Genomic DNA, 23,670 nt, shown 5'->3' with positions numbered 1-23,670 from the left:
CAGACCTTGCCCGACCCTAACTCCCGGCAAGCGGTGTGATTGGTGTGGTGATACACACACTCCTCTCAAGCCATCTTGTACGGTCCCTCCTTGGCCGGGAGCGCTGCCGTGGTCCAGGATCAGGCCATGGACCTGCTGAACACCCTGGTGGACAAGGGGCTGCGGCGTGAGCTGCCGACCCGCGAAGAGGCGCTCGCCGTGCTGGCGACCTCCGACGACGAACTGCTCGACGTGGTGGCCGCGGCCGGCAAGGTGCGCCGCCGCTGGTTCGGGCGCCGGGTCAAGCTGAACTACCTGGTGAACCTGAAGTCCGGGCTGTGTCCCGAGGACTGCTCCTACTGCTCCCAGCGGCTCGGCTCCAAGGCCGAGATCCTCAAGTACACCTGGCTGAAGCCGGAGGACGCCTCGAAGGCGGCCGCCGCCGGTGTCGCGGGCGGCGCCAAGCGGGTCTGCCTGGTGGCCAGCGGGCGCGGTCCGACGGACCGGGACGTGGACCGGGTCTCGAAGACCATCGAGACCATCAAGGAGCAGAACGAGGGCATCGAGGTGTGCGCCTGCCTCGGTCTGCTGTCCGAGGGCCAGGCCGAGCGGCTGCGCGACGCGGGCGCGGACGCCTACAACCACAACCTGAACACCTCCGAGAGCACCTACGGGGAGATCACCACCACCCACACCTACGCGGACCGGGTGGACACCGTGCAGAAGGCGCACGCCGCCGGTCTGTCGGCCTGCTCCGGCCTGATCGCGGGCATGGGCGAGAGCGACGAGGACCTGGTCGACGTGGTCTACTCGCTGCGCGAGCTGGACCCGGACTCGGTCCCGGTGAACTTCCTGATCCCCTTCGAGGGCACCCCGCTCGCCAAGGAGTGGCACCTCACCCCGCAGCGCGCCCTGCGGATCCTGGCCATGGTCCGGTTCGTCTGCCCCGATGTGGAGGTCCGGCTGGCCGGCGGGCGCGAGGTCCATCTGCGCACCCTGCAGCCGCTCGCCCTGCACCTGGCCAACTCCATCTTCCTGGGCGACTACCTGACCAGCGAGGGCCAGGAGGGCCAGGCCGACCTGGACATGATCGCGGACGCCGGGTTCGAGGTGGAGGGCGCCGGCGAGCGCACCCTGCCCGAGCACCGCGCCGACCTGGCCGAGGCGGCCGCGGCCGGCGGGGGCTGCGGCTCGCACGCGGCGGCCGGCGGTTCGGTCTGCGGTTCCGGCGCCGGTGCGGCCGCCGAGGCGGGCTGCGGTTCGGGCTGCGGGGGCTGCGGCTCCCACGCCTCCGCCCCGGCACCGGCCGCCACGGCCCCGGCCGCCAGGGCCACGACCCCGTCCGGGGGCGGGCAGGCCGAGCCCGGCGAGGTGCGCCCCGACCTGGTGGCCGTCCGACGCCGCGGGGCCGGCACGGATCTGGCGCCCAATGCCTGAGCAGCACCCCCGGTCCACCCCGGTCCAGGGCGGGGCGCACACCGAGCTCCTCGCCCTGGACCGGCAGCACGTCTGGCATCCGTACGGGCCGATGCCCGGCCGTCAGGAACCCCTGGTCGTGGAGTCCGCGGCCGGGGTCCGGCTGCGACTGGCCGCCCCGGCCCACGGGCAGCGGGAGCTGGTCGACGGGATGTCCTCCTGGTGGTCGGCCGTCCACGGCTACAACCACCCGGTGCTCAACGAGGCCGTCACCGCCCAGCTGGGCCGGATGTCGCACGTGATGTTCGGCGGGCTCACCCACGAGCCCGCCGTCCGGCTGGCCGCCCGGCTCGTCGAACTCACCCCGCCCGGACTGGAACACGTCTTCCTGTCCGACTCCGGGTCGGTGTCCGTCGAGGTCGCCGTCAAGATGTGCCTGCAGTACTGGCGTTCCGTCGGACGGGCCGGCAAGACCCGGCTGATGACCTGGCGCGGCGGCTACCACGGGGACACCTGGCAGCCGATGGCCGTCTGCGACCCCGACGGCGGCATGCACGACCTGTGGTCCGGCCACCTGCCGAAACAGGTCTTCGCGGACGCCCCGCCCGGCGGCTTCGACACCCCGGTGGACCCCGCGTACACCGAGCACCTGCGCGGCCTGATCTCCGCACACGCCCACCAGCTCGCCGCGGTGATCGTGGAACCGGTGGTGCAGGGCGCGGGCGGGATGCGCTTCCACCACCCCGACCACCTGCGGGTGCTGCGGGAGCTGTGCGACGAGTACGAGGTCCTGCTGGTCCTCGACGAGATCGCCACCGGCTTCGGCCGGACCGGCGCCCTCTTCGCCGCCGACCACGCCGGGATCACCCCGGACGTGATGTGCCTGGGCAAGGCGCTCACCGGCGGCTACCTCAGCCTGGCCGCGACCCTGTGCACGCCCCGGGTGGCCGACGGGATCTCCCGGGGCGAGGTCCCGGTCCTCGCCCACGGCCCCACCTTCATGGGCAACCCGCTGGCCGCCTCGGTGGCCCTGGCCTCCATCGACCTGCTGCTCGGCCAGGACTGGCGGCAGGAGGTCAAACGGATCGAGACCGGCCTGCTGGACGGGCTGGCCGCGGCCGCCGAGATCCCCGGGGTGCGGGACGTACGGGTGCTCGGCGCCATCGGCGTGGTCCAGCTGGACCACCCGGTCGACATGGCGGCCGCCACCGCGGCCGCCGTCCGGGAGGGCGTGTGGCTGCGCCCGTTCCGGGATCTGATCTACACGATGCCGCCGTTCATCAGCGGGGACGAGGACGTGGCACGGATCTGCCGCGCGGTCCGCGCGGCGGCGCGGGAAGGCTGAACGGACGCATGGACGAGCAGAGGGGCCCGCTGAAGGGCGGGCCGAACGGCGCGCTCAAGGGCGTGCTGGTGGTGTCCGGAACGGGCACCGAGATCGGGAAGACGGTCGTCACCGCGGCCGTCGCGGCCGCCGCGCTGGCCGCGGGCCGGACGGTGGCGGTGCTCAAGCCCGCCCAGACGGGCGTGGCCGCGGACGAACCGGGGGACGTGGCGGAGGTGGTCCGGCTGGCCGGCTCCGGGGTGACCGCCCTGGAACTGGCCCGCTATCCGGAACCGCTGGCCCCGGACACGGCGGCCCGGCGCTCCGGGCTGCCCCCGGTGGCACCGGAACGGATCGCCGAGGCGGCCGGCCGGCTCGCCGAGGACCACGACCTGGTCCTGGTCGAGGGCGCCGGCGGACTGCTGGTCCGCTTCGACGAAACGGGCCACACCCTGGCCGACGCGGCCCGGCTGCTGGCCGCCCCGGTCCTGCTGGTGGCCCCTCCCGGCCTGGGCACCCTCAACTCCACGGCCCTCACGGCGGAAGCCCTGCGGGCCCGGGGCCTGGAATCCCCCGGGGTGGTCCTGGGCAGCTGGCCCACCACCCCGGACCTGGCCTCCCGCTGCAACCTGGCCGACCTCCCCGCCGTCTCCGGCCTCCCCCTCCTGGGCGCCATCCCCTCCGCCGCCTCCACCCTCCCCCCCACCACCTTCCGCACCACCTCCCCCACCTGGCTCTCCCCACCCCTCTCCGGCACCTGGTCCCCCACCACCTTCCTCACCACCTGGCCCACCTGACGACCCGCCGAGCCAAGCGCGCCGGCGGGCGAACCTTCGGCCTAGGCCTGGGGGCAGCCCGGGCCCGGGCCAGCCGACGGGCATGCCTCCGGCCGAGGCCCGGGACCAGGGCCCGGGTCCGGGCCGCTGGCGCGGGCCGGCCTCGGGCCAGGGCCTGGGGGCACGGCCCCCGCCCGGCCGATAGCGCCGGGCCGGGGCGGCCGGCGGGCATGCCTTCGGCCGAGACCCGGGGAGCACGGCCCGCGCCCGGGCCGGCCGACGGGCATGCCTTCGGCCGAGGCCCGGGACCAGGGCCCGGGTCCGGGCCGCTGGCCCGGGTCGGCCTCGGGCCAGGGCCTGGAGGCACCAGCCGGTGGCGCCGGGCAGTACCGCCCGGTGGGCGGCCCTTCGGCCGAGGTTGGAGGCACAGTCCGGGTACAACCGGTGGCGCCGGGCCGGCCTCCGGCCGGGGCCTGAGGGGCACGGGCCCGGGTCCGGGGGCACCGGGCCACGGCGGGCTCCCCGGCACCCCGGGCCCGGACCTGCCAGCGTGTCCGAGGGCCTACCCGCATGCCCCGGCACAGGCCCGAACCGGCGGCCAGGTCCGGCTCCGCCAGGCGCAGAGCCCGGCCGACAGCCAGGACGGGGCTGGCGCCACGGGTCAGGGCGGCCGGACGGACGGCCGAGCTACGGCGGGCTCAGTGTGGCCCCGGGCTGAGGCGGCGGGCCAGGACAGCCCGACCGGGCCACGGCCGAGCCCCGATGCCCGGGCCCCCTGCCCGCGCCCCGGGCCGGTTGGAGCCCTTGGCCGGATCCAGGCAACCGCGGGCGCGACGCCCGGGCCGGGGCCCAGGCCGGGCGCTGTCAGGCGCGAAGCGCCGAGGGGCCCAGGGGCCGTACGGCAGCCAAGGCCGGGAAACAGCTGAGGCCGGTGCACGGCCGACGGCACGCGCCGAGCACGGGACTGGGCCAGCGACGTCCGGGGCCCAGCCCGGGCGACGGGAGGCGCGGCGGCCAGGTCCACAGCGCCCGCCCTCCCTCAGCCTTCGCCGGCCACCGGCCGGCTCTCACTCCGGCGACGGCGAGGACGGGCTGGGGCGCAAGGCCCGGGGCGACCGCCTGCCTCGCCCGGGGGCCGGCGCGGCCGGCCGGTCTACGGCGGGCTGCCGGCGCCCCGGGCCGGAGCCGGCCCGCGCGCCCCGGGGCCGCCCGAGGCCATGGCCTACCCGAATGCCAGCCGGGCCGGGGCCCGCCCGGCCCGGGCTGGCTCAGCCGTTGGTGCCGGCCTCGCCGGGGAACGGCTTCACCCAGCGCCGCCACCGCTCCTCCCGCTCGTACCCGGCCGCGGCCCAGGCCCGCCGGGCGCGTTCGTTCGCCTCCAGGACCATCGCGTCCCCGCGCCGACCGCCGACCGCCAGGAACCGCCGTTCGGCCGCCTCCAGCAGCAAGGTGGCGATGCCCTGCCGCCGGCACGCGGGCAGCACCGCCAGCCGGTACAGCGAGCAGCGCCATCCGTCGAAGCCGGCGATCACCGAGCCGACGATCCGCCCGTCGACCTCGTCCCCGTACCCGTACCCGGCCCCTGCCCCTGCCCCGAACCCATCCACGGCGAGGATCAGCGCTTCGGGGTCGCGCCCGATCAGGCCGGTCACCCCGGCCACGTCATCGGTGATCGACGTCCCCTCGGCCGCTTCCCGCCAGAACCGGAGCACCGCCTCCGCGTCGCCCGCCACGGCGGTCCTCAGCCGTATCCCGGCCCCGGCCATCTGCTGTTCGATCATGGCCGGAAGCCAAGCACGGCCCTTCCCCGCCCCGCCACCGCTTTCCACCTGCCGGAACGGACGGCGGTCCGACTCACACCGACCCGACCCGACCCGCCCGGCCGACCGACCGACCGACCGACCGTGCCTGCCCCGCCCGGCCCCGTAACAAGCCCCGATTCGCCGACCACCGCGCGTCACCGCCCCGCGTGGTTGATCATTGGACGGAGGTGACCCGATGACCGAAGTGCTCCTGCTCCTCCTGGCCCTGCTGCTCTGCCTGGCCTGCGGCGTGTTCGTCGCGGCCGAGTTCTCGCTGACCACCGTCGAGCGCGGCGAGCTCGAACGCGCCGTGGAGCGCGGCGAGCGCGGCGCGGACAGCGCCCTGACCGCCGTCCGAAGTCTGACCTTCCAGTTGTCCGGCGCCCAGCTCGGCATCACCGTCACCGGCCTGGTGATCGGCATGATCGCCAAGCCCTCGATCGCCGCCCTGCTGCAGGGCCCGTTCGAAGCCCTCGGGCTGTCCGCGGGCGCCGCCTCCACCACCGCCCTGGTGCTGGGCACCGCGCTGTCGACGGTGGTCCTGATGGTGGTCGGCGAGCTGGTGCCCAAGAACTGGGCGATCTCCTCCCCGCTGGCGGTGGCCAAGCGGGTGGCGACCCTGCAACGGGTGTTCAGCCGGGCTTTCGGCCCGCTGATCGGCCATCTCAACACCACCGCGAACCACATGGTCCGCCGGTTCGGCCTGGAGCCCGCCGAGGAGCTGGCCTCGGCCAGGACCCCGCAGGAGCTGGTGGCGCTGGCCCGGCACTCGGCCAAGGCCGGCGCACTGGAGAAGGACACCGCGGAGCTGTTCGTCCGGACGCTGAACCTGGCCGATCTGACCGCCGAGAACGTGATGACCCCGCGGGTCCAGGTGACCGCCCTGGACGTGCGGACCACCGCCGAGGACGTGGCGAACGCGACCATGGCCACCGGCCTGTCCCGGTTCCCGGTGTACCGGGGCAGCCTGGACACGGTGGTCGGCACGGTCCACATCAAGGACGTACTGGCCCTGCCGGCCGACGAACGCCACCGCTATCCGGTCGACCGACTGCTCCGCGAGCCCCTCCTGGTCCCGGAGTCGCTGACCGTGGACCGGCTGCTGGACCGGCTGTCGGGCCGCCAGACGATGGCCGTGGTCATCGACGAGTACGGCGGCACGGCCGGGGTGGCCACCCTGGAGGACATCGTCGAGGAGGTGGTCGGCGAGGTCCGCGACGAGCACGACCCGCACGAGACCTCCGATCTGGCCCCGGCCGGTACGGACCCGGCGGGCCGGCTGCTCTACTCCGCGGACGGCGCCGCGCGCACCGACCAGTTGGAGCGGATCGGCCTGCGGGTGCCGGACGGCCCGTACGAGACCCTGGCCGGGCTGATGGCCACCGAACTGGGCCGGATCCCGTCCGTGGACGACAGTGTGGAACTGGGCGGCTGGCATCTGGTCGTGGTCGACGCCTCCGGCCGGCGGGCCGCCCGGGTCCTGCTGCACGCCCCGCTCGGAGCGCCCGCCGGGCCCGGCACCGCGGAGGACGCCCGATGACCGCCGTCCAGCTGCTGATCGGTCTGGCCACCCTGCTGGTGAACGCCTTCTTCGTCGGCGCGGAGTTCGCGCTGATCTCGGTCCGCCGCAGCCAGATCGAACCGTACGCCGAGCAGGGCGACCGGCGGGCCCGCAGCGTGCTGTGGGGGCTGGAGCACCTGTCGGCGCTGATGGCGGCGGCCCAGCTGGGCATCACCCTGTGCACCCTGGTGCTGGGCGTGGTCGCCGAGCCGGCCATCGCCCATCTGCTGAGTCCGCTGCTGGAGGCGGTGCGGGTGCCGGGCGGGCTGATCCACGCGATCTCCTTCGTGGTGGCGCTGGCCCTGGCCACCTATCTGCACATGCTGTTCGGCGAGATGGTGCCGAAGAACGTGGCGCTGGCCGAGCCGGTGCGGACCGCGCTGGCGCTGGGGCCGCCGCTGGTGACCCTGACCCGGGCGCTGCGGCCGGTGATCTTCGCGATCAACGCCTTCGCGAACACCCTGCTGCGGCTGCTGCGGGTGGAGGCCAAGGACGAGGTGGTGTCGAGCTTCTCGGACGACGAGCTGGCCCGGATGGTGAAGGACTCCAGTGAGGCCGGGCTGCTCGACGACCGGGCCAGCGAGCGGCTGCACGACGCGCTGGAGCTGGGCCGCAGGCCGGTGACGGACGTGGTGCTGCCGGCCAGCCGGGTGGTGCCGGCCCGGGTGGGGATCACCCCGGAGGAGCTGGAGCGGCTCTCGGCGACCTCCGGGTACTCCCGGTTCCCGGTCCTCGACGGGCAGCGGAAGATCCTGGGGTACCTGCACGTCAAGGACGCGCTGGACGCGCCGGCCCGGGACGAGCCGTTCCCGGTGTCGGCGCTGCGGCCCATCGCCCAGGTGCGGGCCGAGACCCCGCTGGACGACGTGCTGACGGCGATGCGCCACAACCGGACCCATCTGGCGGCGGTGCGCGGCGCGGACGACGCCATGACCGGTCTGGTCACCATGGAGGACGTGCTCCGGGAGCTCTTCGGCCGCCCGGCCTGACCGGTCCCGACGCCCGCACCCACACCGGGCCGGCACCGGGCCGGCACCCGTCCCGGGCCGTGCCGTGGGGCCGACCGCGCGGTAGCATCGCTCCCGCCATGGAGATGAATGCGTCTTACACCAGTTTTGTCGCGGTCGGCGACTCCTTCACCGAGGGGATGTCCGACGGACTGCCGGACGGCTCCTACCGCGGCTGGGCCGATCTGCTCGCCGCCCGCCTCGCCGCCCGGGAGCCGGACTTCCGGTACGCCAACCTCGCCGTACGGGGCAAGCTGATCGCCCAGATCACCGGGGAGCAGGTGGGCCCGGCGGCCGCGATGGGAGCCGATCTGGTCACCCTGGTCGGCGGGCTGAACGACACCCTCCGCCCCAAGGTGGACATGGGGCGGGTCCGCGGGCACCTGGAGGAGGCCGTGGAACGGCTGACCCCGGCCTGCGGGCAGCTGGTCCTGATGCGCTCCCCCGGCCGCAACGGCCCGGTGATGGAGCGCTTCCGCCCGCGGATGGAGGAGCTCTTCACCATCCTTGAGGAGCTGGCCGCCCGGCACGGCGCACTGCTGGTGGACCTGTACGGGGCTCCGGTGCTCGCCGATCCCCGGATATGGGACGTGGACCGGCTGCACCTGACCGCGGAGGGGCACCGCCGGGTGGCGGAGGCCGTCTGGCAGGCCCTGGGACTGGAACCGGCCGAGGACTGGCGGGCGGAGCTCCCGGCCTCCCTGCCCCCGGGCTGGACGCTGCGCAGGGCCGAGGACCTGCGGTTCGCCCGGCAGCACCTGCTGCCGTGGATAGGGCGCCGGCTCACCGGCCGCTCCTCCGGGGACGGCCGCCCGGCCAAGCGCCCCGAGCTGCTGCCGTACTCCTCCGGCTCGTAGCATTCCACAACCGGCGGTGGGGCCCGGACCTGCGTAAACCCACAGCTCGGCGGCCAGTAGAATCCCTTCACGTGACTGCCAAGCCCCGCATCCCCAATGTCCTGGCCGGCCGCTACGCTTCCCCGGAGCTCGCCGTCCTGTGGTCCCCCGAGTACAAGGTGACCCTGGAGCGGCGGCTCTGGCTCGCCGTGCTGCACGCCCAGAAGGACCTCGGCATCGAGGTCCCGGACGCCGCCCTGGCCGACTACGAGAGCGTCCTGGAGCAGGTCGACCTGGCCTCCATCGCCGAGCGCGAGAAGGTCACCCGGCATGACGTGAAGGCCCGGATCGAGGAGTTCAACGCCCTCGCCGGACACGAGCACGTCCACAAGGGCATGACCTCGCGGGACCTGACCGAGAACGTCGAGCAGCTCCAGATCCGCCTCTCCCTGGAGCTGGCCCGGGACCGCACGGTCGCGGTCCTGGCCCGGCTGGGCAAGCTGTCCGGCGAGTACGCCGAGCTGGTCATGGCCGGCCGGTCGCACAACGTGGCCGCGCAGGCGACCACCCTGGGCAAGCGGTTCGCGACGGCCGCCGACGAGCTCCTCGTCGCCTACGGCCGCCTGGAGGACCTGCTGGGCCGCTACCCGCTGCGCGGGATCAAGGGCCCGGTCGGCACCGCCCAGGACATGCTGGACCTGCTTGGCGGCGACGCCGCCAAGCTCGCCGACCTGGAGCAGCGGATCGCCGCCCACCTCGGCTTCGGTCAGGCCTTCACCTCCGTCGGCCAGGTCTACCCCCGTTCGCTGGACTACGACGTGACCACCGCCCTGGTGCAGCTGGCCGCCGCCCCGTCCTCGATCGCCAAGACCATCCGGCTGATGGCCGGCCACGAGCTGGTCACCGAGGGCTTCAAGCCCGGCCAGGTCGGTTCCTCCGCGATGCCGCACAAGATGAACACCCGCTCCTGCGAGCGTGTGAACGGCCTGATGGTCATCCTGCGCGGCTACGCCTCGATGACCGGCGAACTGGCGGGCGACCAGTGGAACGAGGGCGACGTGTCCTGCTCCGTGGTGCGCCGGGTGGCCCTGCCGGACGCCTTCTTCGCCTTCGACGGCCTGCTGGAGACCTTCCTGACGGTGCTCGACGAGTTCGGCGCCTTCCCGGCGGTCGTGGCCCGTGAGCTGGACCGCTACCTGCCCTTCCTCGCCACCACCAAGGTGCTGATGGGCGCGGTCCGTGCCGGGGTCGGCCGCGAGGTCGCCCACGAGGCCATCAAGGAGCACGCGGTGGCCTCCGCCCTGGCGATGCGCGAGCAGGGCGCCGACCGCAACGAGCTGCTGGCCAAGCTGGCCGAGGACGAGCGGATCCCGCTGGACCTGGCGCAGCTGGACGCGCTGATGGCCGACAAGCTCTCCTTCACCGGTGCGGCCGGCGACCAGGTCGCCGCGGTGATCGCCCGGATCGAGGAGATCACCAAGCAGCACCCGGAGGCTGCCGGGTACGCGCCGGGGTCGATCCTCTGACTCCCGAGCAGCTCGACGCCGCCCGTGACCGCCTCCTCCCGGATGTGGTCGCGGGCGGTCTGCGTGTGCTGTTCTGCGGGATCAACCCGGGTCTCCTCTCCGCCGCCACGGGCCATCATTTCGCCCGCCCCGGCAATCGCTTCTGGCCTGTCCTGCACCTTTCGGGGTTCACGCCCCGCCGGCTGGCCCCGGCCGAGCAGGAGGAGCTCCTCGAACACGGGCTGGGCCTCACCAACGTGGTGGCGCGGGCCACCGCCCGGGCCGACGAGCTGTCGGCCGAGGAGTTCCGCGAGGGCGGCCGGATCCTGACCGCCAAAGTGGAACTGCTCCGCCCGCGATGGCTGGCGGTGGTCGGTGTGACCGCCTACCGGACGGCTTTCGGCGACCGCCGCGCCGCCATCGGCGAGCAGGAGCGCACCATCGGCTCCACTCGGATCTGGGCCCTGCCCAACCCCAGCGGGCTCAACGCCCACTGGACCGCCGACACCATGGCCGAGGAGTACGCCCGCCTCCGTCTGGCGGCGGAAGCCGACGACCCCGCCGCCTGAGAGCGGAGCCGGAGGCCGGGCGCAGTGCCCTCCGGCCTCGGGCAGGCCCGCCCTCAGGGTGGGTCGACCTCGGTGACGGCGAGGAGGAGTTGCGGGGAGTGGTCGGCTCCCCATTGGGCGGTACAGAGGGCCACCCAGCGGCCGGGGGCCCGCCAGAGCTCGATGTGTCCGGTGACAGCGCACAGCTCCCGCCAGGGCTCCTCGATCTCCTCCCCCGCCGCCAGCCGCTCCAGCAACCCGGCCAGGCTGAAGACGTCGGGGGTCCCCCAGCGGTCCGCCAGGCGCTCGGCCAGCGCGTCGTGTTCCGCCCGGACCTGGTCCTCGCCGGCGAGCCGGTCCGCCCGGTCCTCGTCCCCGTAGCAGCGGCTCCCGCCGAGCTCGGCGAGGTGGTAGCCGGGGCCGCTGACGATCTGCCCGGACCGGTTCCGGACCTCGGGGAACTCCAGGGTCCGGAGCCGGTCGATCGTCTCCAGATGGTCTGCCGTGGTCATGCCGTCAGTATTCCGGCCGCCACTGACATCTGGTGTGGTGTCACGCGTCCCGGCGTCGGACCGCCAGCCAGCCGCCGATCAGGGCGGCCAGTGCCCAGAGCGCCATGACCCCCAGTCCGGTCCAGGGCCCGAGGACTCCGTTGGGCTCGGCCCGCATCACGACCTGGCCGGCCCGGTCGGGCAGGTACTGCGCGAGCCCGCTGGACTTCGCGGCGATGACGAAGGACACGATGAGGAAGAAGGGTATGAGGAGGGTGAGCGCCACCATGCCGCTGCGCAGCATGGCCGTGATCCCGGCGGCGAAGAGGGTCATCAGCATCAGATAGATCCCGCAGCCGACGATGGAGCGGACGGCTCCCTCGTCTCCGAGGGCTATGGCGTACTGCCCCATGTAGGCCTGGCCGGCGAGGAAGGTGGCGAGGGCGGTGAGCTGGCCCACCAGCAGGCCGAGGCTCGCCAGCATCAGCACCTTCGACAGGTAGAAGCGGCTGCGGTCGGGCACCGCGGTCAGAGTCACCCGCAGCGCGTCGTTGTGGAACTCGCTGGAGAAGGCGTTCACCCCGAAGGCCATGGCCGCGATCTGCCCGAAGTTGAGCGCGTAATAGGCCGCGAGCAGACGGTCGTCTCCCATGCTCCCCTCCTCCGCGGTGCCGATGGCCGAGGCGGTGAAGGTCTGGATGCCGACGGTCACGACGAACACGGCGATCAGCGAGCCCAGGGTGCCGCGCAGCGACCGTATCTTGATCCATTCCGCGTGCAGGACGGGTCGGGTGGGGAGGGCGGTGAGAGACATGGGGTGGAGCCTTTCGTCAGGGTTCAGCGGGTGCCGACGAACTCGGCGTGTTCGGCGGTGATGTCGAGGTAGGCCTGCTCCAGTGAGCTGCGCTCGTCGGAGAGTTCGGACATCGGTATGCCTTCGCGGGCGGCGAGCGCGCCGATCTGCTCGGCGCGCACCCCGTCGACCGTCCACCGGCCTTCCGGCGCCTCGACCAGGGCCAGCCCCTGTCGGGCCAGGCCGGCCCGCAGACGAATCGGGTCGGATGTGCGCAGCCGCACCCGGGCGGTGCTCCGCTCGTCGATGAAGGCCTCCATCGAGGTGTCGGCGAGCAGCCTGCCCCGGCCCAGCACCACCAGGTGGTCGACGGAGGCCGCCGTCTCGGACATCAGGTGGCTGGACACCAGGACGGTTCTGCCCTGGTCCGCGAGTCCGCGCATCAACGCTCGGATCCAGATGATGCCCTCGGGGTCGAGGCCGTTGGTCGGCTCGTCCAGCAGCAGCACACCAGGATCGCCGAGCAGGGCCGCGGCGATACCGAGTCTCTGCCGCATCCCCAGCGAGTAGGTCTTGATGCGGCGGCCGGCCGCAGCGGCCATACCCGCCTCCTCCAGGACCTCCTCCACCCGGCGGGCCGGGATCCGGTTGGCGGCGGCCAGGGCGCGGAGGTGGTTCCGGCCGGTCCGGCCGCTGTGCGCCGACTGGGCGTCGAGCAGGGCGCCGACCTGGTGCAGCGGCTCGGTGAACTCGGTGAAGGGGCGGCCGCCGATGGTGGCCGTGCCGGAGGTCGCCCGGTCCAGACCCAACAGCAGGCGCATCGTGGTGGACTTGCCGGCGCCGTTCGGCCCGAGGAAGCCGGTGACCCGGCCGGGCTGTACGTCGAAACTCAGGTCGTCCACGGCTCGGTTGGTTCCGTATGCCTTGGTCAGTCGGCGGATCTCGATGCTGTTCATGCCTCAAGGTTGGCCGTCCGCCCCACCCTTGCTCCTCCCCCGTGCGGGGGGATCGTCTCCCCCACGCGGGGGAGACGGCGGCGGTGGCCGCGGTGCCACGATGTGGACATGTACCAGCTGCTCCGAGTCCCGTTCCGCCCGGTCACGTACACCCGATGGCTGCACTTGTGCGTGCCCGTGCTCATCGTCGCGATCTGGATGTTCATCGAGCCCGAGGTCCCCTGGGCGCCCGCGCTCTTCATCGCTCCGTTCGGTCTGATCCCCTGGGTTCGGACGGCGGAGGGGTTGCAGGCCCAGTTCCTGCTCACCCCGCACGAGCGGGGCGAGGAGGACAGCGCCATATCGACGAAGGCCTCCCGTCGCTGGGGAGACCGCTGGCGGACCGTGCTGTGGTTGGAGATACGGCTGGGCATCTCCTTCCTGGCGCTCCTGGCGACGGTCTGGCTGCCGATGTTCACGGTCGAGCTGATCACCACGGCGGCCGGCGAGCCGCTCCGCGGGGACGTGGCCCTCCCGGTGGTCCCGCCGCGCTGGGCGGCCGCGCTGCTGGTGCCGGTGCCGGTAGTGCTGCTGATCCTTTCCGTGCATCTGCTCGGCCTGGTCATCACCGCCTTGGCGACCAGGCTGCTGGGCCCCTCGGCCGCGGAGCGGATGACGGCGCTGGAGGTCAGGACGGAGCAACTGCTGGAGCGCACCCGGATCGCCCGGGAGCTGCACGACACGATCGGGCACGCACTGACGGTGGCGGTGGTGCAGGCCGGGGCGGCGCGGGCGGCCGGCGATCCGGAGTTCACCGACCGGGCCTTGTGCGCGATCGAGGAGACGGGCCGGGCGGCGCTTGAGGACCTGGAGCGGGTGCTGGCCGTCCTCCGGGACAGCGGGTCGCGCCCCTCGCAGCGGCCCACCCTGGTCGACGCGGGCCGACTGCTCGACTCCACTCGGGCCTCGGGAGCCCTGGTGGACGCCGAACTGCGCGGACCACTGGAGTCGTTGCCGGGTCCCGTCACCCGGGAGGCGTACCGGATCCTCCAGGAGGCGCTCACGAACGTGTTGCGGCATTCCGGCCCGGTGCCCGTCCGGGTGCGGGTGGAGATGACGGAAGGAGGACTGGATCTGGAGGTGGTGAACCCGCTCCCGGAAGGCGGGACAGGACTCGGAGAGGGCCGTGGCGGAACCGGGCTGCGGGGGATCCGGGAGCGGGCCGCGCTGCTGGGCGGGACCGCCGACTCCGGTCCGTCCGGGGGCAGCTGGCGGGTGCGCGTACGGCTTCCGCTGGACGGCATACGCTGACCGGATGCCGGTTACCGTACTTCTCGTCGACGACGAACCCCTGGTGCGCGCGGGTCTGCGTGCCGTGCTCGACGCCCAGCCCGATATCGAGGTGGTCGGGGAGGCCGCCGACGGGGCGGCGGTCATCCCACTGGTTCGTCAACTGCGCCCGGACGTGGTGGCGATGGATGTGCGGATGCCGCTGATGGACGGGATCGAGGCGACCAAGGCCGTCCTGAGGACCGTCGACGCCCCGCCGAAGATCCTGGTGGTCACCACCTTCGAGAACGACGAGTACGTGTACCGGGCGCTGCGGGCGGGGGCGGACGGTTTCCTGCTCAAGCGGGCCCGGCCGACGGAGATCGTGAACGCGGTCCGGCTGGTCGCGGAGGGCGAGAGCCTGCTCTTCCCCGCCGCGGTGCGATCGATGGCCAGCGAGTACGGGAACAGCAAGGCGCGGGCGGCACTGGAGCGGGCCGCGCTGACCGAGCGGGAGGAGGCGGTACTGCGTCTGATGGCGCGCGGGCTGACCAACGCCGAGATCGCGGGCGAGATGTTCGTCGGCACCGAGACGGTGAAATCTCATGTGAGCGCGGTGCTGTCGAAGCTGGGAGCACGGGACCGGACACAGGCGGTGATCGCGGCGTACGAGTCGGGATTCGTCGCCCCGGGCTGAGCCGAGGGGGGCCGCTTCTCGCTGTTGTCCCCGCGGACCAGTACGATCCGGCTGACAGGCTCGCTAGCTGGGAGGACACACGTTGGGGCAGCTGACCGGCGGGGATCCCTCTCTGCTCAGGCGGATCAATTCCGCGGTGGTGCTGCGTGCGCTGCGCGCGGCCGACGCGCCGACCCTCACCGACCTCACGAGGGTGACCGGGCTGTCCCGGCCGACCGTCGAGGGGGTCGTCGAAGGACTCATCGGCACCGGACTGGTGGTGGAGGCCTCCGCGGACGAGGGCGCCCGCCGGCAGGGCCGGCCCGCCCGGAAGTTCCGCTTCCGTGCCGAGGCCGGGCATCTGCTGGGCATCGAGATCGGTTCGCACCGGGTCGCGGCACTGCTGTCGGGGCTGGACGGGCGGGTGATCGGCGCCGGCACCAAGGAGGTCGCGGAATCCGCCACGGCGGATGAGCGGCTGGAGAAGGTCCGGGCCACGGTGGCCGACCTGCTGCGGCGGGCCGGGGTCCCCCGGGATTCGCTGCGCGCGGTGGGAGTGGCCAGTCCCGGAATCGTCCAGGCGGACGGGACGGTGCGGCTGGGCACGGCCCTGCCGGGCTGGACCGGGTTCCCCCTCGGGGAGCGTCTGCGGCGTTCCTTCCGCTGCCCCGTGCAGGTGGAGAACGACGCGAACGCGGCGGCGGTCGGCGAGCACTGGAAGGGGTCCGCCCGGGACACCGACGACATGGTGTTCGTGATGGCGGGCCTGAGTCCCGGCGCCGGTTCGCTGATCGGCGGCCGGCTGCACCGGGGGTACGGCGGGGCGGCGGGCGAGATCGGCGCCCTGCACCTGCTGGGCCGGGAGGCCACCCCGGAGCGGCTGCTGTCCACCACGGGCGAACCTCTGCATCCGCTGGACGAGCAGGCCGTTGCCCAGGTGTTCGCGCGGGCCCGGCGGGGCGAGGAACAGGCGATGGCCGCCCTGGAGCGGTTCGTCCAGCGGCTGGTGCACGATGTGGCCGCGCTGGTCCTGGCGATGGATCCGGAGCTGGTCGTGGTCGGCGGCTGGGCGGCCGGGCTGGACGACGTACTGGAGCCGCTGCGGCGGGAGCTGGAGCGGTACTGCCTGCGGCCGCCGCGGGTGGCGCTGTCCCTGCTGGGCGAGGCCGCGGTGGCCACCGGGGCGCTGCGGCTGGCGCTGGACCAGGCGGAGGCGGAGCTGTTCGCCGTGGAGAAGACGGTCACCGCGCGCCACTGACCCGGCCGCGGCCTCCCCCGCGCCACGGACGAACCAACCGGCCTCCGGCCACGGGGCACCCTCGCCGAACCCTCGGTGCCCCGGCCCGCACCTCACCGCGGGGCACCTGGCCGCCGACTCGGGCTCGCGCCTGACGCCGGGCTCTCGACCAGCACCTGGCGCCCGCACCGGGCGTGCGCCCGGACGCCGGCTCAAGACCTGAGCCTGACCGCCGGCCCCGGGCTAGCAGCTGCCCACGCGCTCCGCGCCAGCGCCCGGCCCACCGGGTCGGCCCCGTGCCTGCCCGCCTGCTCTGGGCTTGCGCCTGGCCATGGCCTCACGGACTGCGCCTGGCCGTCGGCTCGGGCTCGGGCGCCTGACGTCCGGCTCCGGTTCGACGCCTGGCCCGCCGGTTCCGGCTTGCGCCTGACCGGCTGCTCCGGGCCCGGCCCCTCGCCGTCGGCCAACGGCTGTGCTTGACCACCGGCTCGGGCTCGCGCCTGACGTCCGGCTCGGGGGCGGCCCTGACGCACCGGATCGGGCTCGCGCCTGACAGGGCGACTCTCGGTCGGCGCCCAGCCGCCTGCTCCGGGGCTGCACCTGGCGTTCGGCTCCGGGCCTGTGCCTGTGCCTGGCCGTCGGCTCGGGCTCGCGTCTGACGCCCGGCTTTGGGGCGACGCGCCGGGCGGGTTGGTGCCTGCCCGGCTACTCCGGGTCGACGCCTGGACATCGGCCCGAGGCCTACGCCTGGTCAGCCGGGCGTGGCTCGCTGCTGACGCCCCGCTCTCGGTCAGCGCCTGGCTGCCTGCTCCGGGCCTGGCTGTCGGCTCAAGGCTGGGCCCACCCGCCTGCTCCGGGGCTCGCGCCTGACGTCCGGCTCGCGGCCGGTCTGACGGGGCTTCGGCTCGGGGGTGGGGTGGGTGGGGTCAGGAGGCTACTCGGGGGTGGTGGTGGGATATTTCCACGTCGCCCGAGTCTCCGAAGGTGAGGCGGCAGGTGTCGGCGCGGTAGGTGGCGACCGAGACGGCGGCGGTGCCGGAGGCGGCGATGAAGCGGGTGGTGACCAGCAGCACGGGGGCGCCCGGCAGGCGGTCGAGTTCCTTGGCGTCGTCGGCGCGGGCGGAGCCGAGCTCCACGGCGCGGTCCTGGCCCTCCAGCTCCACGCGCTGGAGTTCGCGCAGGATGGCGCGGGCGCGGGCCGGGCCGGCGGGTGCGTCGATGGCGGAGAGGCCGGGCACCGAGGAGGCCGGGACGTGCAGCAGCTCGGCCGCGACGGCCTGTCCCTGGGTGACCCGGGTCCGGCGGACGGTGTGCACCGTCTCGTCGGCGCGGATGCCGAGCAGCTTGGCGACGGCCGCGCCGGGGAGCCCCTCGGTGGCGTCCACCGGCTGCCAGCCGTCGGCGGTCTCGCCGGGCCAGGCGTGCCGGTGGCTGCCGACGGCGACGCCCACGCGCGGCGGGGCCACGGTGGTGCCGACGCCGCGGCGGCGCTGCAGCCGGCCTTCGAGCTCCAGCTGTTCGAGGGCCTGCCGCAGGGTGGCCCGGGCGACCCCGAAACGCGCCGCGAGCTCACGCTCGTTGGGCAGCACCTCGCCCACGGCGAAGTCCTGATCGAGCGCCTCGCTGAGCACGGTCTTGAGGTGCCAGTACTTCGGCTCCGGCACCGTTTCGAGCTGCGTGGTCCCCACCCTGACTCCTCGTTCGCGCCTGCGTTTCGCGCCTTTGTTTATTAAAGGTTCCTGCACTATCCCTGTGACCATAAGACGGCGCAATCCCTTGGTCAAGACCAATCCTCATACCTTTGCCGGGCAGATCGGGCATACGTATCAAGCCGTTCACGGGATGTTCTCGGAGGTCGCCGAGGCCTGCGGGGCTCTTGCCGACCGGCCCTACCGAGCGGTAGCCATAGGGGTGGGCATTGCGGCAGGCATGGCCGACGCCCGATCTCGCGACGCGCGCAGTGAGCAGAGGAGCAGCATGGCCGCCACGGTCACCTTCACCGTCGACACCCCGCTCGGCCCCCGCCCGGCCACCGCCCGCTACGAGCGGAAGGGCTCCGGCGAACCGCTGCTGCTCCTCCACGGGATCGGCCACCGCCGCCAGGCCTGGCATCCGGTCGACGCGATCCTGGCCGCCTCGCACGACGTGATCGCCGTCGACCTGCCCGGGTTCGGCGCCTCGGAGCCGCTGCCGGAGGGCACCCCGTACGACCTCGGCACGGTCACGGCCGGGCTGGCCTCGCTGTGCGCGGCCCTCGGGGTCGAGCGCCCGCACGTCGCCGGGAACTCGCTCGGCGGGCTGCTGGCCCTCGAACTCGGCCGGCGCGGCCTGGTCCGCTCGGTGACCGCGCTGTCCCCGGCCGGGTTCTGGTCCGAGCCGGAGCGCCGCTACGCCTTCACCGTGCTGCGGACCATGCGCGCCGGGGCGAAGGCGATGCCGATGCCCGTCGTGGAGCGGCTGGCCCGCACCGCGGCCGGCCGGGCCGCGCTCACCGGGAGCATCTACGCCCGGCCGACCCGGCGCTCCCCCGAGGACGTGGTCGCGGAGACGATCGCCCTGCGCGGGGCCACCGGCTTCGACCCGACCCTGGCCGCCGGGGGTTCGGTCCGCTTCACCGCGGACGTGCCCGGGCTGCCGGTCACCGTCGCCTGGGGTGACCGGGACCGGCTGCTGGTGCCCCGCCAGGGGATCCGGGCCAAGCGGGCCCTGCCGGACGCCCGGCTGGTCCGGCTGGGCGGCTGCGGTCATGTGCCGATGCCGGACGATCCGGCGCTCGTCGCCCGGGTGATCCTCGACACCACCGCCCGCACCGCCCGCACCGCCAACACCACCACCGCCACCCCTGACTCCGCCTCCGGCACCGGCCGCGTCGGCGGGGCCGGGTCCGCTACCACCGCCGACAGCGACGGCGCAAGAGTCTGACGGCTGTTCATCGCCGGTTCGTGTCGAGGACGCGGGCGGGCCCGGGTGCCGGCGGCACACTGGCCCGACCCGTCACTGGAGGCGCACCGATGCCGCACACCCGCCGGTCCCTGTTCCGCGGCTCCCTCGCCGCGTCCGCCGTCCTCGCCCTGCCCGCCGCCCCCGCGCTGCTCGCCGCGCCGGCCTTCGCCCGGTCGGGCCGCCCGGGCGCGCCCTGGGGCACCCAGTCCGGCGAGATCACCCCGTTCTCCGCCACGGTCTGGACCCGCTCGGACCGCCCCGCCCGGATGTACGTGGAGACCTCGCCGAGCGAGTCCTTCCGCTACGCCGTGCGCCGTCATCCGGGCCCCTATCTGGGCCCGGCCACCGACTTCACCGGGATCACCGCCCTGCACGGGCTGCCACCGGGACAGCAGATCCACTACCGGGTGCTGCTCGCCGACCCCGAGGACCCCCGCCGCACCGGCGAGCCCTCGTACGGCACCTTCCGGACCACCCCGGTCACCCGCCGCCGCGGGGTCCGCTTCCTCTGGTCCGGGGACCTGGCCGGCCAGGGCTGGGGCATCAACCCCGATCGCGGCGGCTACCGCGTCTTCGAGGAGATGCGCCGGCGCGACCCCGACTTCTTCCTCTTCAGCGGGGACACGATCTACGCCGACGGCCCGCTCCAGGCGGAGGTGCCGCTGCGCGACGGCGGCGTCTGGCGGAACATCACCACCGAGGAGAAGTCCAAGGTCGCCGAGACCCTCGCCGAGTACCGCGGGAACTTCCGCTACAACCTGCTCGACGGCGGGCTGCGGGCCTTCAACGCGCAGGTGCCGGTGATCGCGCAGTGGGACGACCACGAGGTCCGCAACAACTGGTACCCGGGCCAGCTCCTCGACGACCCCCGCTACACGGTCAAGGAGGTGGACCTGCTGGCCGCGCGGGCCCGCCGCGCCTTCGGCGAGTACTTCCCGATCACCGGCCTGCGGGACAACCCCGACGGCCGGATCCACCGGGTGGTCCACCACGGTCCGCTGCTCGACGTGTTCGTGCTGGACATGCGGACCCACCGCAACGCCAACTCCCCCGGCCGGCAGAGCGAGGACCCGGTCGGCATCCTCGGGCCCGCCCAACTGGCCTGGCTCAAGCGGGAACTCGCCCGTTCCCGGGCCACCTGGAAGGTGATCGCCGCCGATATGCCGCTGGGCATCGTCGTCCCGGACGGGACCGCCGACTTCGAGGCGGTGGCCCAGGGCGACCCGGGCGCGCCGCTCGGCCGCGAGCTCCAGATCGCCGAACTGCTGCGCTTCGTCAAGCACCGCCGGATCACCGGCACCGTCTGGCTGACCGCGGACGTGCACTACACGGCCGCCAACCACTACGCCCCCGAGCGGGCGGCGTTCGGCGACTTCGCCCCCTTCTGGGAGTTCGTGTCGGGCCCGGTGGGGGCGGGCGGCTTCCCGCACGGACGGCTGGACCCGACCTTCGGTCCGCGCCAGGAGTACGTCCGTTCGGCGCCCTTCGCGAACGCCTCCCCGGCGGAGCACCCGCCGTACTACGGGGAGGTGGAGATCGACGCCGGCAGCGGGGAGCTGACCGTCCGGCTGCGGGCCGAGGGTGAGGGGGTGCTCTTCAGCCGTACGCTGCTGCCCGGCCGGGTCGGCCAGTCCGCCTGACGGCGGGCGCGAGCCGACGACGGCGGCGGGGCAGCCCGGCCCGCCCGGCGCGCAGCCCGGAGCGCGCCGGCGGGGCCGCCCCGGCGCCCGCCGGCCGTTCCGGGCCGCACGCACACGCACGCTCACGCTCACGCAATCGCCCACGCACGCACCCCGCCGCTTCCGGCCGGTAAACCGGGCGAAACCGGCCAGATGGATCCTTAACCAGTCGGTCACAGAACGTTCGTGATCACGCAACACCGCTTCGCGACAGTGGTTGCATGACACAGCCGAATCGATCCGCCCAGGCCTCCCGCGGCGCCCACTCCACCCACACCGCCCACCGCCACCACTGGCGCCGTGACCTCGTCGAACTCGCCGCCCTGTTCTGCGCCGTCGCGGTCGCGGACGCCATCGCCAAGCTCGTGGTCCGCGGTCCGCAGGGCCCCGTCATGCTGATCGCCTCGGCGGTGGCCCTGCTGGTCACCACCGCCGTGCACACCTGGTGGGCGCGCCGCAACAGTCACGCGCCGCCGCCCGCGCCGACCGCCCCCTCCGATACCGCGGTCCCCGCGGACGTCCCCGGAGCCACCTCTCTGTGGCGGATGCGGACGACCGTGCGGGACCAGCCGGGCAGTCTGGCCGCCCTGTGCACCGCACTCGCCCGGCACCGGGTGGACATCCTGACCCTCCAGACCCACCCGCTGCCCGAGGGCGGCACGGTGGACGAGTTCCTGCTGCGCACCCCCCGGGAGCTGGCCTCCGCCGAGGTGGTCCGGGCGGTCTCCACGGCCGGCGGCCACAGCACCTGGATCGAGCGGGCCGACGCCCACGACCTGGTCGACACCCCGACCCGGCTGCTCGGGCTGGCCACCCGGACCGCGCTGGACGCCGCCGAGCTGCCGCTCGCGCTGCGTCAGCTGCTGGGCCGCTGCACCATCCACTCGCTGCCCGCGACCACCCTGTCGGGGCGTCCCAACGCGGCCGCCGACGCGCCCGTCGAGGGGGTGCTGGAGTCCACCGTGATGCGGCTGCGGGACCCCTCGGGCGGTGCGATCACGGTGGAGCGCCCCTATCTGCCCTTCACCCCGACCGAGTTCGCCCGGGCCCGGGCGCTGGTGGAGCTGGACGCCCGGCTGGGGCCTCGGATGCCGCGCAGCCAGGACGTACTGACCCTGCCGGAGGGCAACGAGATCACCGTCCGCCGGGCGGACACCGAGGACCGGGCGGCCGCCGTGGCCATGCACGAGCGCTGCTCGGACCGCACCCTGTCGCTGCGCTACCACGGTCCGGTGGCCGACGCCGACCGCTATCTCGGCCATCTGCTGAGCCCCCGGTTCGGCCGGACCCTGGCCGCCACCACCGGCTCCGGCCGGCTGGTGGCCCTCGGGCACCTGCTGTGGGACGGGGACGAGACCGAGGTGGCACTGCTGATCGAGGACGACTGGCAGCGCCGCGGGATCGGTTCGGAACTGCTGCGCCGGCTGATCGCCATGGCGGTGGAGGCCGGGTGCGACAGCGTGTACGCGGTCACCCAGGCCTCCAACACCGGGATGGTGGCGGCCATGCGCGGGCTGGGGCTGCCCCTCGACTACCAGATCGAGGAGGGCACCCTGGTGATCACCGCCCGGCTGGACGGCACCCCGGTCAACTCCCGACCGGCGTACGAGCTCCCGCGTACCCTTCCGCACCGGACCCCGCGGCCGTAACCGGCTGTGCGGACGTCGCGGCGGTGGCCGACCGGCCGGGGGCGGCGTGGCCGGCGTCGAGGGCCTGGTCCAGGTCGGCCCAGAGGTCTTCGACGTCCTCCAGTCCGACCGACATGCGCAGCAGCCGCTCGCTGACCCCGGCGGCCCGGCGGTCGCCCTCGGCGACGATCCGGTGGCTGATCGAGGCCGGGTGCTGGATCAGCGAGTCCACGCTGCCCAGGCTGACGGCCGGGGTGACCAGTCGGACGGCGCCGATGACCGCGTGCGGGTCGCCGACGGTCTCGAAGGCGACCATGGCGCCGCCGATCCGCGGGTAGTGCACCCGGGCCACCCGTGGGTCGGCCGCCAGCCGGCCGGCGAGTTCCGCCGCGGTGGCCGAGGCCGCCCGGACCCGGACGGGCAGGGTGGCGAGGCCGCGCAGCAGCAGGTAGCCGGCCAGCGGGTGGAGGACCCCGCCGGTGGCGAAGCGGACCTGGCGGAGCTTGCGGGCGAAGTCCTCGTCGCAGGCCACCACTCCGCCCAGGACGTCGCCGTGGCCGCCCAGGTACTTGGTGGCGCTGTGCAGCACCAGTCGGGCGCCGTGTTCGACGGGCCGCTGGAGCACCGGGGTGGCGAAGGTGTTGTCGACCAGGAGCGGGACCTCGCCGCAGGCCTCGGCGGCGGCCCGCAGGTCGATCTCGGCGAGGGTGGGGTTGGCCGGGGACTCGATCATGACCAGGCCGGTGTCCGGGCGGATGGCACCGGCGATGCCCTCCGGGTCCACCCAGGTGACCTCGGTGCCGAGCAGCCCACTTGTCAGCAGGTGGTCGCTGCATCCGTAGAGCGGGCGTACGGCGACCACGTGGCGCAGGCCGGCGCCGACCCGGACCAGCAGGGTGGCGGTCAGGGCGGCCATGCCGCTGGCGAAGGCCACCGCGCTCTCGGTGCCCTCCAGCCGGGCCAGGGCCTCCTCGAAGCGGGCGGTGGTCGGATTGTCCAGCCGGGAGTAGACCGGGGGGCCCTCGGGCCGGGCCCCGGTGGTGGCGAACTCGTCGATACGGGCAGCCTCCGCCCGGCTGTCGTACGACGGGTAGGTCGTCGACAGGTCGAGCGGAGGCGCGTGCAGTCCGAGCCGGGCGAGGTCATCGCGTCCGGCGTGCACCGCTTCGGTGGCCAGCGACCGTCTTGGGGTCAGGGCGTTCGTCTCCATGGCCGGTACTGTGGGCCTTCGACCGATCCTGTTGGAAAAGGGCCGTGCTACGTTC

At 74.1% G+C, this 23,670-nt stretch carries 20 protein-coding genes; 14 read left to right on the top strand and 6 right to left on the bottom strand.

Features of this window, described 5'->3' with window-relative positions; genetic code table 11:
- Positions 1-126: 126 nt before the first annotated feature.
- Genes bioB through bioD form a run of 3 tightly spaced genes read left to right on the top strand, consistent with a single transcriptional unit; the run spans position 127 to position 3,516 of the window.
- The gene (gene bioB / locus ACZ50K_RS04525) at positions 127-1,416 is read left to right on the top strand and encodes a biotin synthase BioB (RefSeq protein WP_468897398.1); all 1,290 of its coding nucleotides are present in this window, start codon (positions 127-129) and stop codon (positions 1,414-1,416) included.
- Entirely contained in the window at positions 1,409-2,740 is a 1,332-nt protein-coding gene (locus ACZ50K_RS04520; protein ID WP_468897396.1) for an adenosylmethionine--8-amino-7-oxononanoate transaminase, read from the top strand. Before bioB ends, ACZ50K_RS04520 begins: the two co-directional genes overlap by 8 nt.
- An 8-nt stretch (positions 2,741-2,748) precedes the next feature.
- Complete coding sequence (bioD, locus tag ACZ50K_RS04515) at positions 2,749-3,516, top strand: dethiobiotin synthase (protein WP_468897394.1); 768 nt, start codon at positions 2,749-2,751, stop codon at positions 3,514-3,516.
- A gap of 1,247 nt (positions 3,517-4,763) precedes the next feature.
- On the opposite strand, the gene ACZ50K_RS04510 is transcribed toward bioD, so the two are convergent.
- The gene (locus ACZ50K_RS04510; RefSeq protein ID WP_468897392.1) at positions 4,764-5,276 is read right to left on the bottom strand and encodes a GNAT family N-acetyltransferase; all 513 of its coding nucleotides are present in this window, start codon (positions 5,274-5,276) and stop codon (positions 4,764-4,766) included.
- Positions 5,277-5,493: 217 nt separating this feature from the next.
- On the opposite strand from ACZ50K_RS04510, the gene ACZ50K_RS04505 reads away from it, so the two are divergent.
- From ACZ50K_RS04505 to mug, 5 genes are all read left to right on the top strand, one after another.
- On the top strand, positions 5,494-6,837 hold the full coding sequence (locus tag ACZ50K_RS04505; RefSeq protein WP_468897390.1) for a hemolysin family protein: 1,344 nt from the start codon (positions 5,494-5,496) through the stop codon (positions 6,835-6,837).
- On the top strand, positions 6,834-7,847 hold the full coding sequence (locus ACZ50K_RS04500; protein WP_468897388.1) for a hemolysin family protein: 1,014 nt from the start codon (positions 6,834-6,836) through the stop codon (positions 7,845-7,847). The genes ACZ50K_RS04505 and ACZ50K_RS04500 overlap by 4 nt, the downstream gene beginning before the upstream one ends.
- A gap of 98 nt (positions 7,848-7,945) precedes the next feature.
- The gene (locus ACZ50K_RS04495; protein WP_468897386.1) at positions 7,946-8,722 is read left to right on the top strand and encodes an SGNH/GDSL hydrolase family protein; all 777 of its coding nucleotides are present in this window, start codon (positions 7,946-7,948) and stop codon (positions 8,720-8,722) included.
- Positions 8,723-8,793: 71 nt separating this feature from the next.
- A complete protein-coding gene (gene purB / locus ACZ50K_RS04490; protein ID WP_468897383.1) occupies positions 8,794-10,227 on the top strand; it encodes an adenylosuccinate lyase in 1,434 nt (477 codons plus the stop codon).
- A complete protein-coding gene (gene mug / locus ACZ50K_RS04485) occupies positions 10,224-10,775 on the top strand; it encodes a G/U mismatch-specific DNA glycosylase (RefSeq protein WP_468898442.1) in 552 nt (183 codons plus the stop codon). The genes purB and mug overlap by 4 nt, the downstream gene beginning before the upstream one ends.
- 53 nt (positions 10,776-10,828) lie before the next feature.
- On the opposite strand, the gene ACZ50K_RS04480 is transcribed toward mug, so the two are convergent.
- The 3 genes from ACZ50K_RS04480 to ACZ50K_RS04470 are packed head-to-tail and all read right to left on the bottom strand — an operon-like array spanning position 10,829 to position 12,994.
- Complete coding sequence (locus ACZ50K_RS04480; protein ID WP_468897382.1) at positions 10,829-11,266, bottom strand: hypothetical protein; 438 nt, start codon at positions 11,264-11,266, stop codon at positions 10,829-10,831.
- A 40-nt stretch (positions 11,267-11,306) separates the two neighbouring features.
- Entirely contained in the window at positions 11,307-12,059 is a 753-nt protein-coding gene (locus tag ACZ50K_RS04475; protein WP_468897379.1) for an ABC transporter permease, read from the bottom strand.
- 23 nt (positions 12,060-12,082) lie between these two features.
- The gene (locus tag ACZ50K_RS04470) at positions 12,083-12,994 is read right to left on the bottom strand and encodes an ATP-binding cassette domain-containing protein (RefSeq protein WP_468897377.1); all 912 of its coding nucleotides are present in this window, start codon (positions 12,992-12,994) and stop codon (positions 12,083-12,085) included.
- 108 nt (positions 12,995-13,102) lie between these two features.
- Between ACZ50K_RS04470 and ACZ50K_RS04465 the strand changes: the two genes are divergently transcribed.
- The 3 genes from ACZ50K_RS04465 to ACZ50K_RS04455 all read left to right on the top strand — a co-directional run bounded on the left by ACZ50K_RS04465 (position 13,103) and on the right by ACZ50K_RS04455 (position 16,176).
- On the top strand, positions 13,103-14,284 hold the full coding sequence (locus tag ACZ50K_RS04465) for a sensor histidine kinase (protein WP_468897374.1): 1,182 nt from the start codon (positions 13,103-13,105) through the stop codon (positions 14,282-14,284).
- Positions 14,285-14,288: 4 nt separating this feature from the next.
- Positions 14,289-14,939, top strand: a complete 651-nt coding sequence (locus ACZ50K_RS04460; RefSeq protein WP_468897372.1) for a response regulator transcription factor — start codon at positions 14,289-14,291, stop codon at positions 14,937-14,939.
- Between the two features lie 82 nt (positions 14,940-15,021).
- Entirely contained in the window at positions 15,022-16,176 is a 1,155-nt protein-coding gene (locus ACZ50K_RS04455; RefSeq protein WP_468897369.1) for an ROK family transcriptional regulator, read from the top strand.
- A 905-nt stretch (positions 16,177-17,081) separates the two neighbouring features.
- On the opposite strand, the gene ACZ50K_RS04450 is transcribed toward ACZ50K_RS04455, so the two are convergent.
- Positions 17,082-17,843, bottom strand: a complete 762-nt coding sequence (locus ACZ50K_RS04450; RefSeq protein ID WP_468897366.1) for a GntR family transcriptional regulator — start codon at positions 17,841-17,843, stop codon at positions 17,082-17,084.
- 289 nt (positions 17,844-18,132) lie between these two features.
- On the opposite strand from ACZ50K_RS04450, the gene ACZ50K_RS04445 reads away from it, so the two are divergent.
- The 3 genes from ACZ50K_RS04445 (at position 18,133) to ACZ50K_RS04435 (ending at position 22,426) form a co-directional block, all read left to right on the top strand.
- Complete coding sequence (locus ACZ50K_RS04445; protein WP_468897362.1) at positions 18,133-19,077, top strand: alpha/beta fold hydrolase; 945 nt, start codon at positions 18,133-18,135, stop codon at positions 19,075-19,077.
- 89 nt (positions 19,078-19,166) lie between these two features.
- Positions 19,167-20,738 (top strand): alkaline phosphatase D family protein, encoded by a 1,572-nt coding sequence (locus tag ACZ50K_RS04440; RefSeq protein ID WP_468897358.1) that lies wholly within the window; start codon positions 19,167-19,169, stop codon positions 20,736-20,738.
- Positions 20,739-20,998: 260 nt separating this feature from the next.
- Positions 20,999-22,426, top strand: a complete 1,428-nt coding sequence (locus ACZ50K_RS04435) for a GNAT family N-acetyltransferase (RefSeq protein ID WP_468897356.1) — start codon at positions 20,999-21,001, stop codon at positions 22,424-22,426.
- Here ACZ50K_RS04435 and ACZ50K_RS04430 read toward each other — a convergent pair.
- Entirely contained in the window at positions 22,365-23,615 is a 1,251-nt protein-coding gene (locus tag ACZ50K_RS04430) for a trans-sulfuration enzyme family protein (RefSeq protein ID WP_468897353.1), read from the bottom strand. The genes ACZ50K_RS04435 and ACZ50K_RS04430 overlap by 62 nt on opposite strands.
- Positions 23,616-23,670 lie beyond the last annotated feature (55 nt).

The sequence above is a fragment of the Streptomyces sp. NPDC033845 genome, assembly GCF_055576225.1.
This window is presented reverse-complemented; position numbering and strand designations above follow the sequence as displayed.

Excerpts from the sequence above, each read along its gene's own strand:
- bioB (WP_468897398.1), top strand. The coding sequence starts at position 127 with ATGGACCTGCTGAACACCCTGGTGGACAAGGGGCTGCGGCGTGAGCTG.
- ACZ50K_RS04520 (WP_468897396.1), top strand. The coding sequence starts at position 1,409 with ATGCCTGAGCAGCACCCCCGGTCCACCCCGGTCCAGGGCGGGGCGCAC.
- bioD (WP_468897394.1), top strand. The coding sequence starts at position 2,749 with ATGGACGAGCAGAGGGGCCCGCTGAAGGGCGGGCCGAACGGCGCGCTC.
- ACZ50K_RS04510 (WP_468897392.1), bottom strand. The coding sequence starts at position 5,276 with ATGATCGAACAGCAGATGGCCGGGGCCGGGATACGGCTGAGGACCGCC.
- ACZ50K_RS04505 (WP_468897390.1), top strand. The coding sequence starts at position 5,494 with ATGACCGAAGTGCTCCTGCTCCTCCTGGCCCTGCTGCTCTGCCTGGCC.
- ACZ50K_RS04500 (WP_468897388.1), top strand. The coding sequence starts at position 6,834 with ATGACCGCCGTCCAGCTGCTGATCGGTCTGGCCACCCTGCTGGTGAAC.
- ACZ50K_RS04495 (WP_468897386.1), top strand. The coding sequence starts at position 7,946 with ATGGAGATGAATGCGTCTTACACCAGTTTTGTCGCGGTCGGCGACTCC.
- ACZ50K_RS04480 (WP_468897382.1), bottom strand. The coding sequence starts at position 11,266 with ATGACCACGGCAGACCATCTGGAGACGATCGACCGGCTCCGGACCCTG.
- ACZ50K_RS04475 (WP_468897379.1), bottom strand. The coding sequence starts at position 12,059 with ATGTCTCTCACCGCCCTCCCCACCCGACCCGTCCTGCACGCGGAATGG.
- ACZ50K_RS04470 (WP_468897377.1), bottom strand. The coding sequence starts at position 12,994 with ATGAACAGCATCGAGATCCGCCGACTGACCAAGGCATACGGAACCAAC.
- ACZ50K_RS04465 (WP_468897374.1), top strand. The coding sequence starts at position 13,103 with ATGTACCAGCTGCTCCGAGTCCCGTTCCGCCCGGTCACGTACACCCGA.
- ACZ50K_RS04460 (WP_468897372.1), top strand. The coding sequence starts at position 14,289 with ATGCCGGTTACCGTACTTCTCGTCGACGACGAACCCCTGGTGCGCGCG.
- ACZ50K_RS04445 (WP_468897362.1), top strand. The coding sequence starts at position 18,133 with ATGGCCGCCACGGTCACCTTCACCGTCGACACCCCGCTCGGCCCCCGC.
- ACZ50K_RS04440 (WP_468897358.1), top strand. The coding sequence starts at position 19,167 with ATGCCGCACACCCGCCGGTCCCTGTTCCGCGGCTCCCTCGCCGCGTCC.
- ACZ50K_RS04435 (WP_468897356.1), top strand. The coding sequence starts at position 20,999 with ATGACACAGCCGAATCGATCCGCCCAGGCCTCCCGCGGCGCCCACTCC.
- ACZ50K_RS04430 (WP_468897353.1), bottom strand. The coding sequence starts at position 23,615 with ATGGAGACGAACGCCCTGACCCCAAGACGGTCGCTGGCCACCGAAGCG.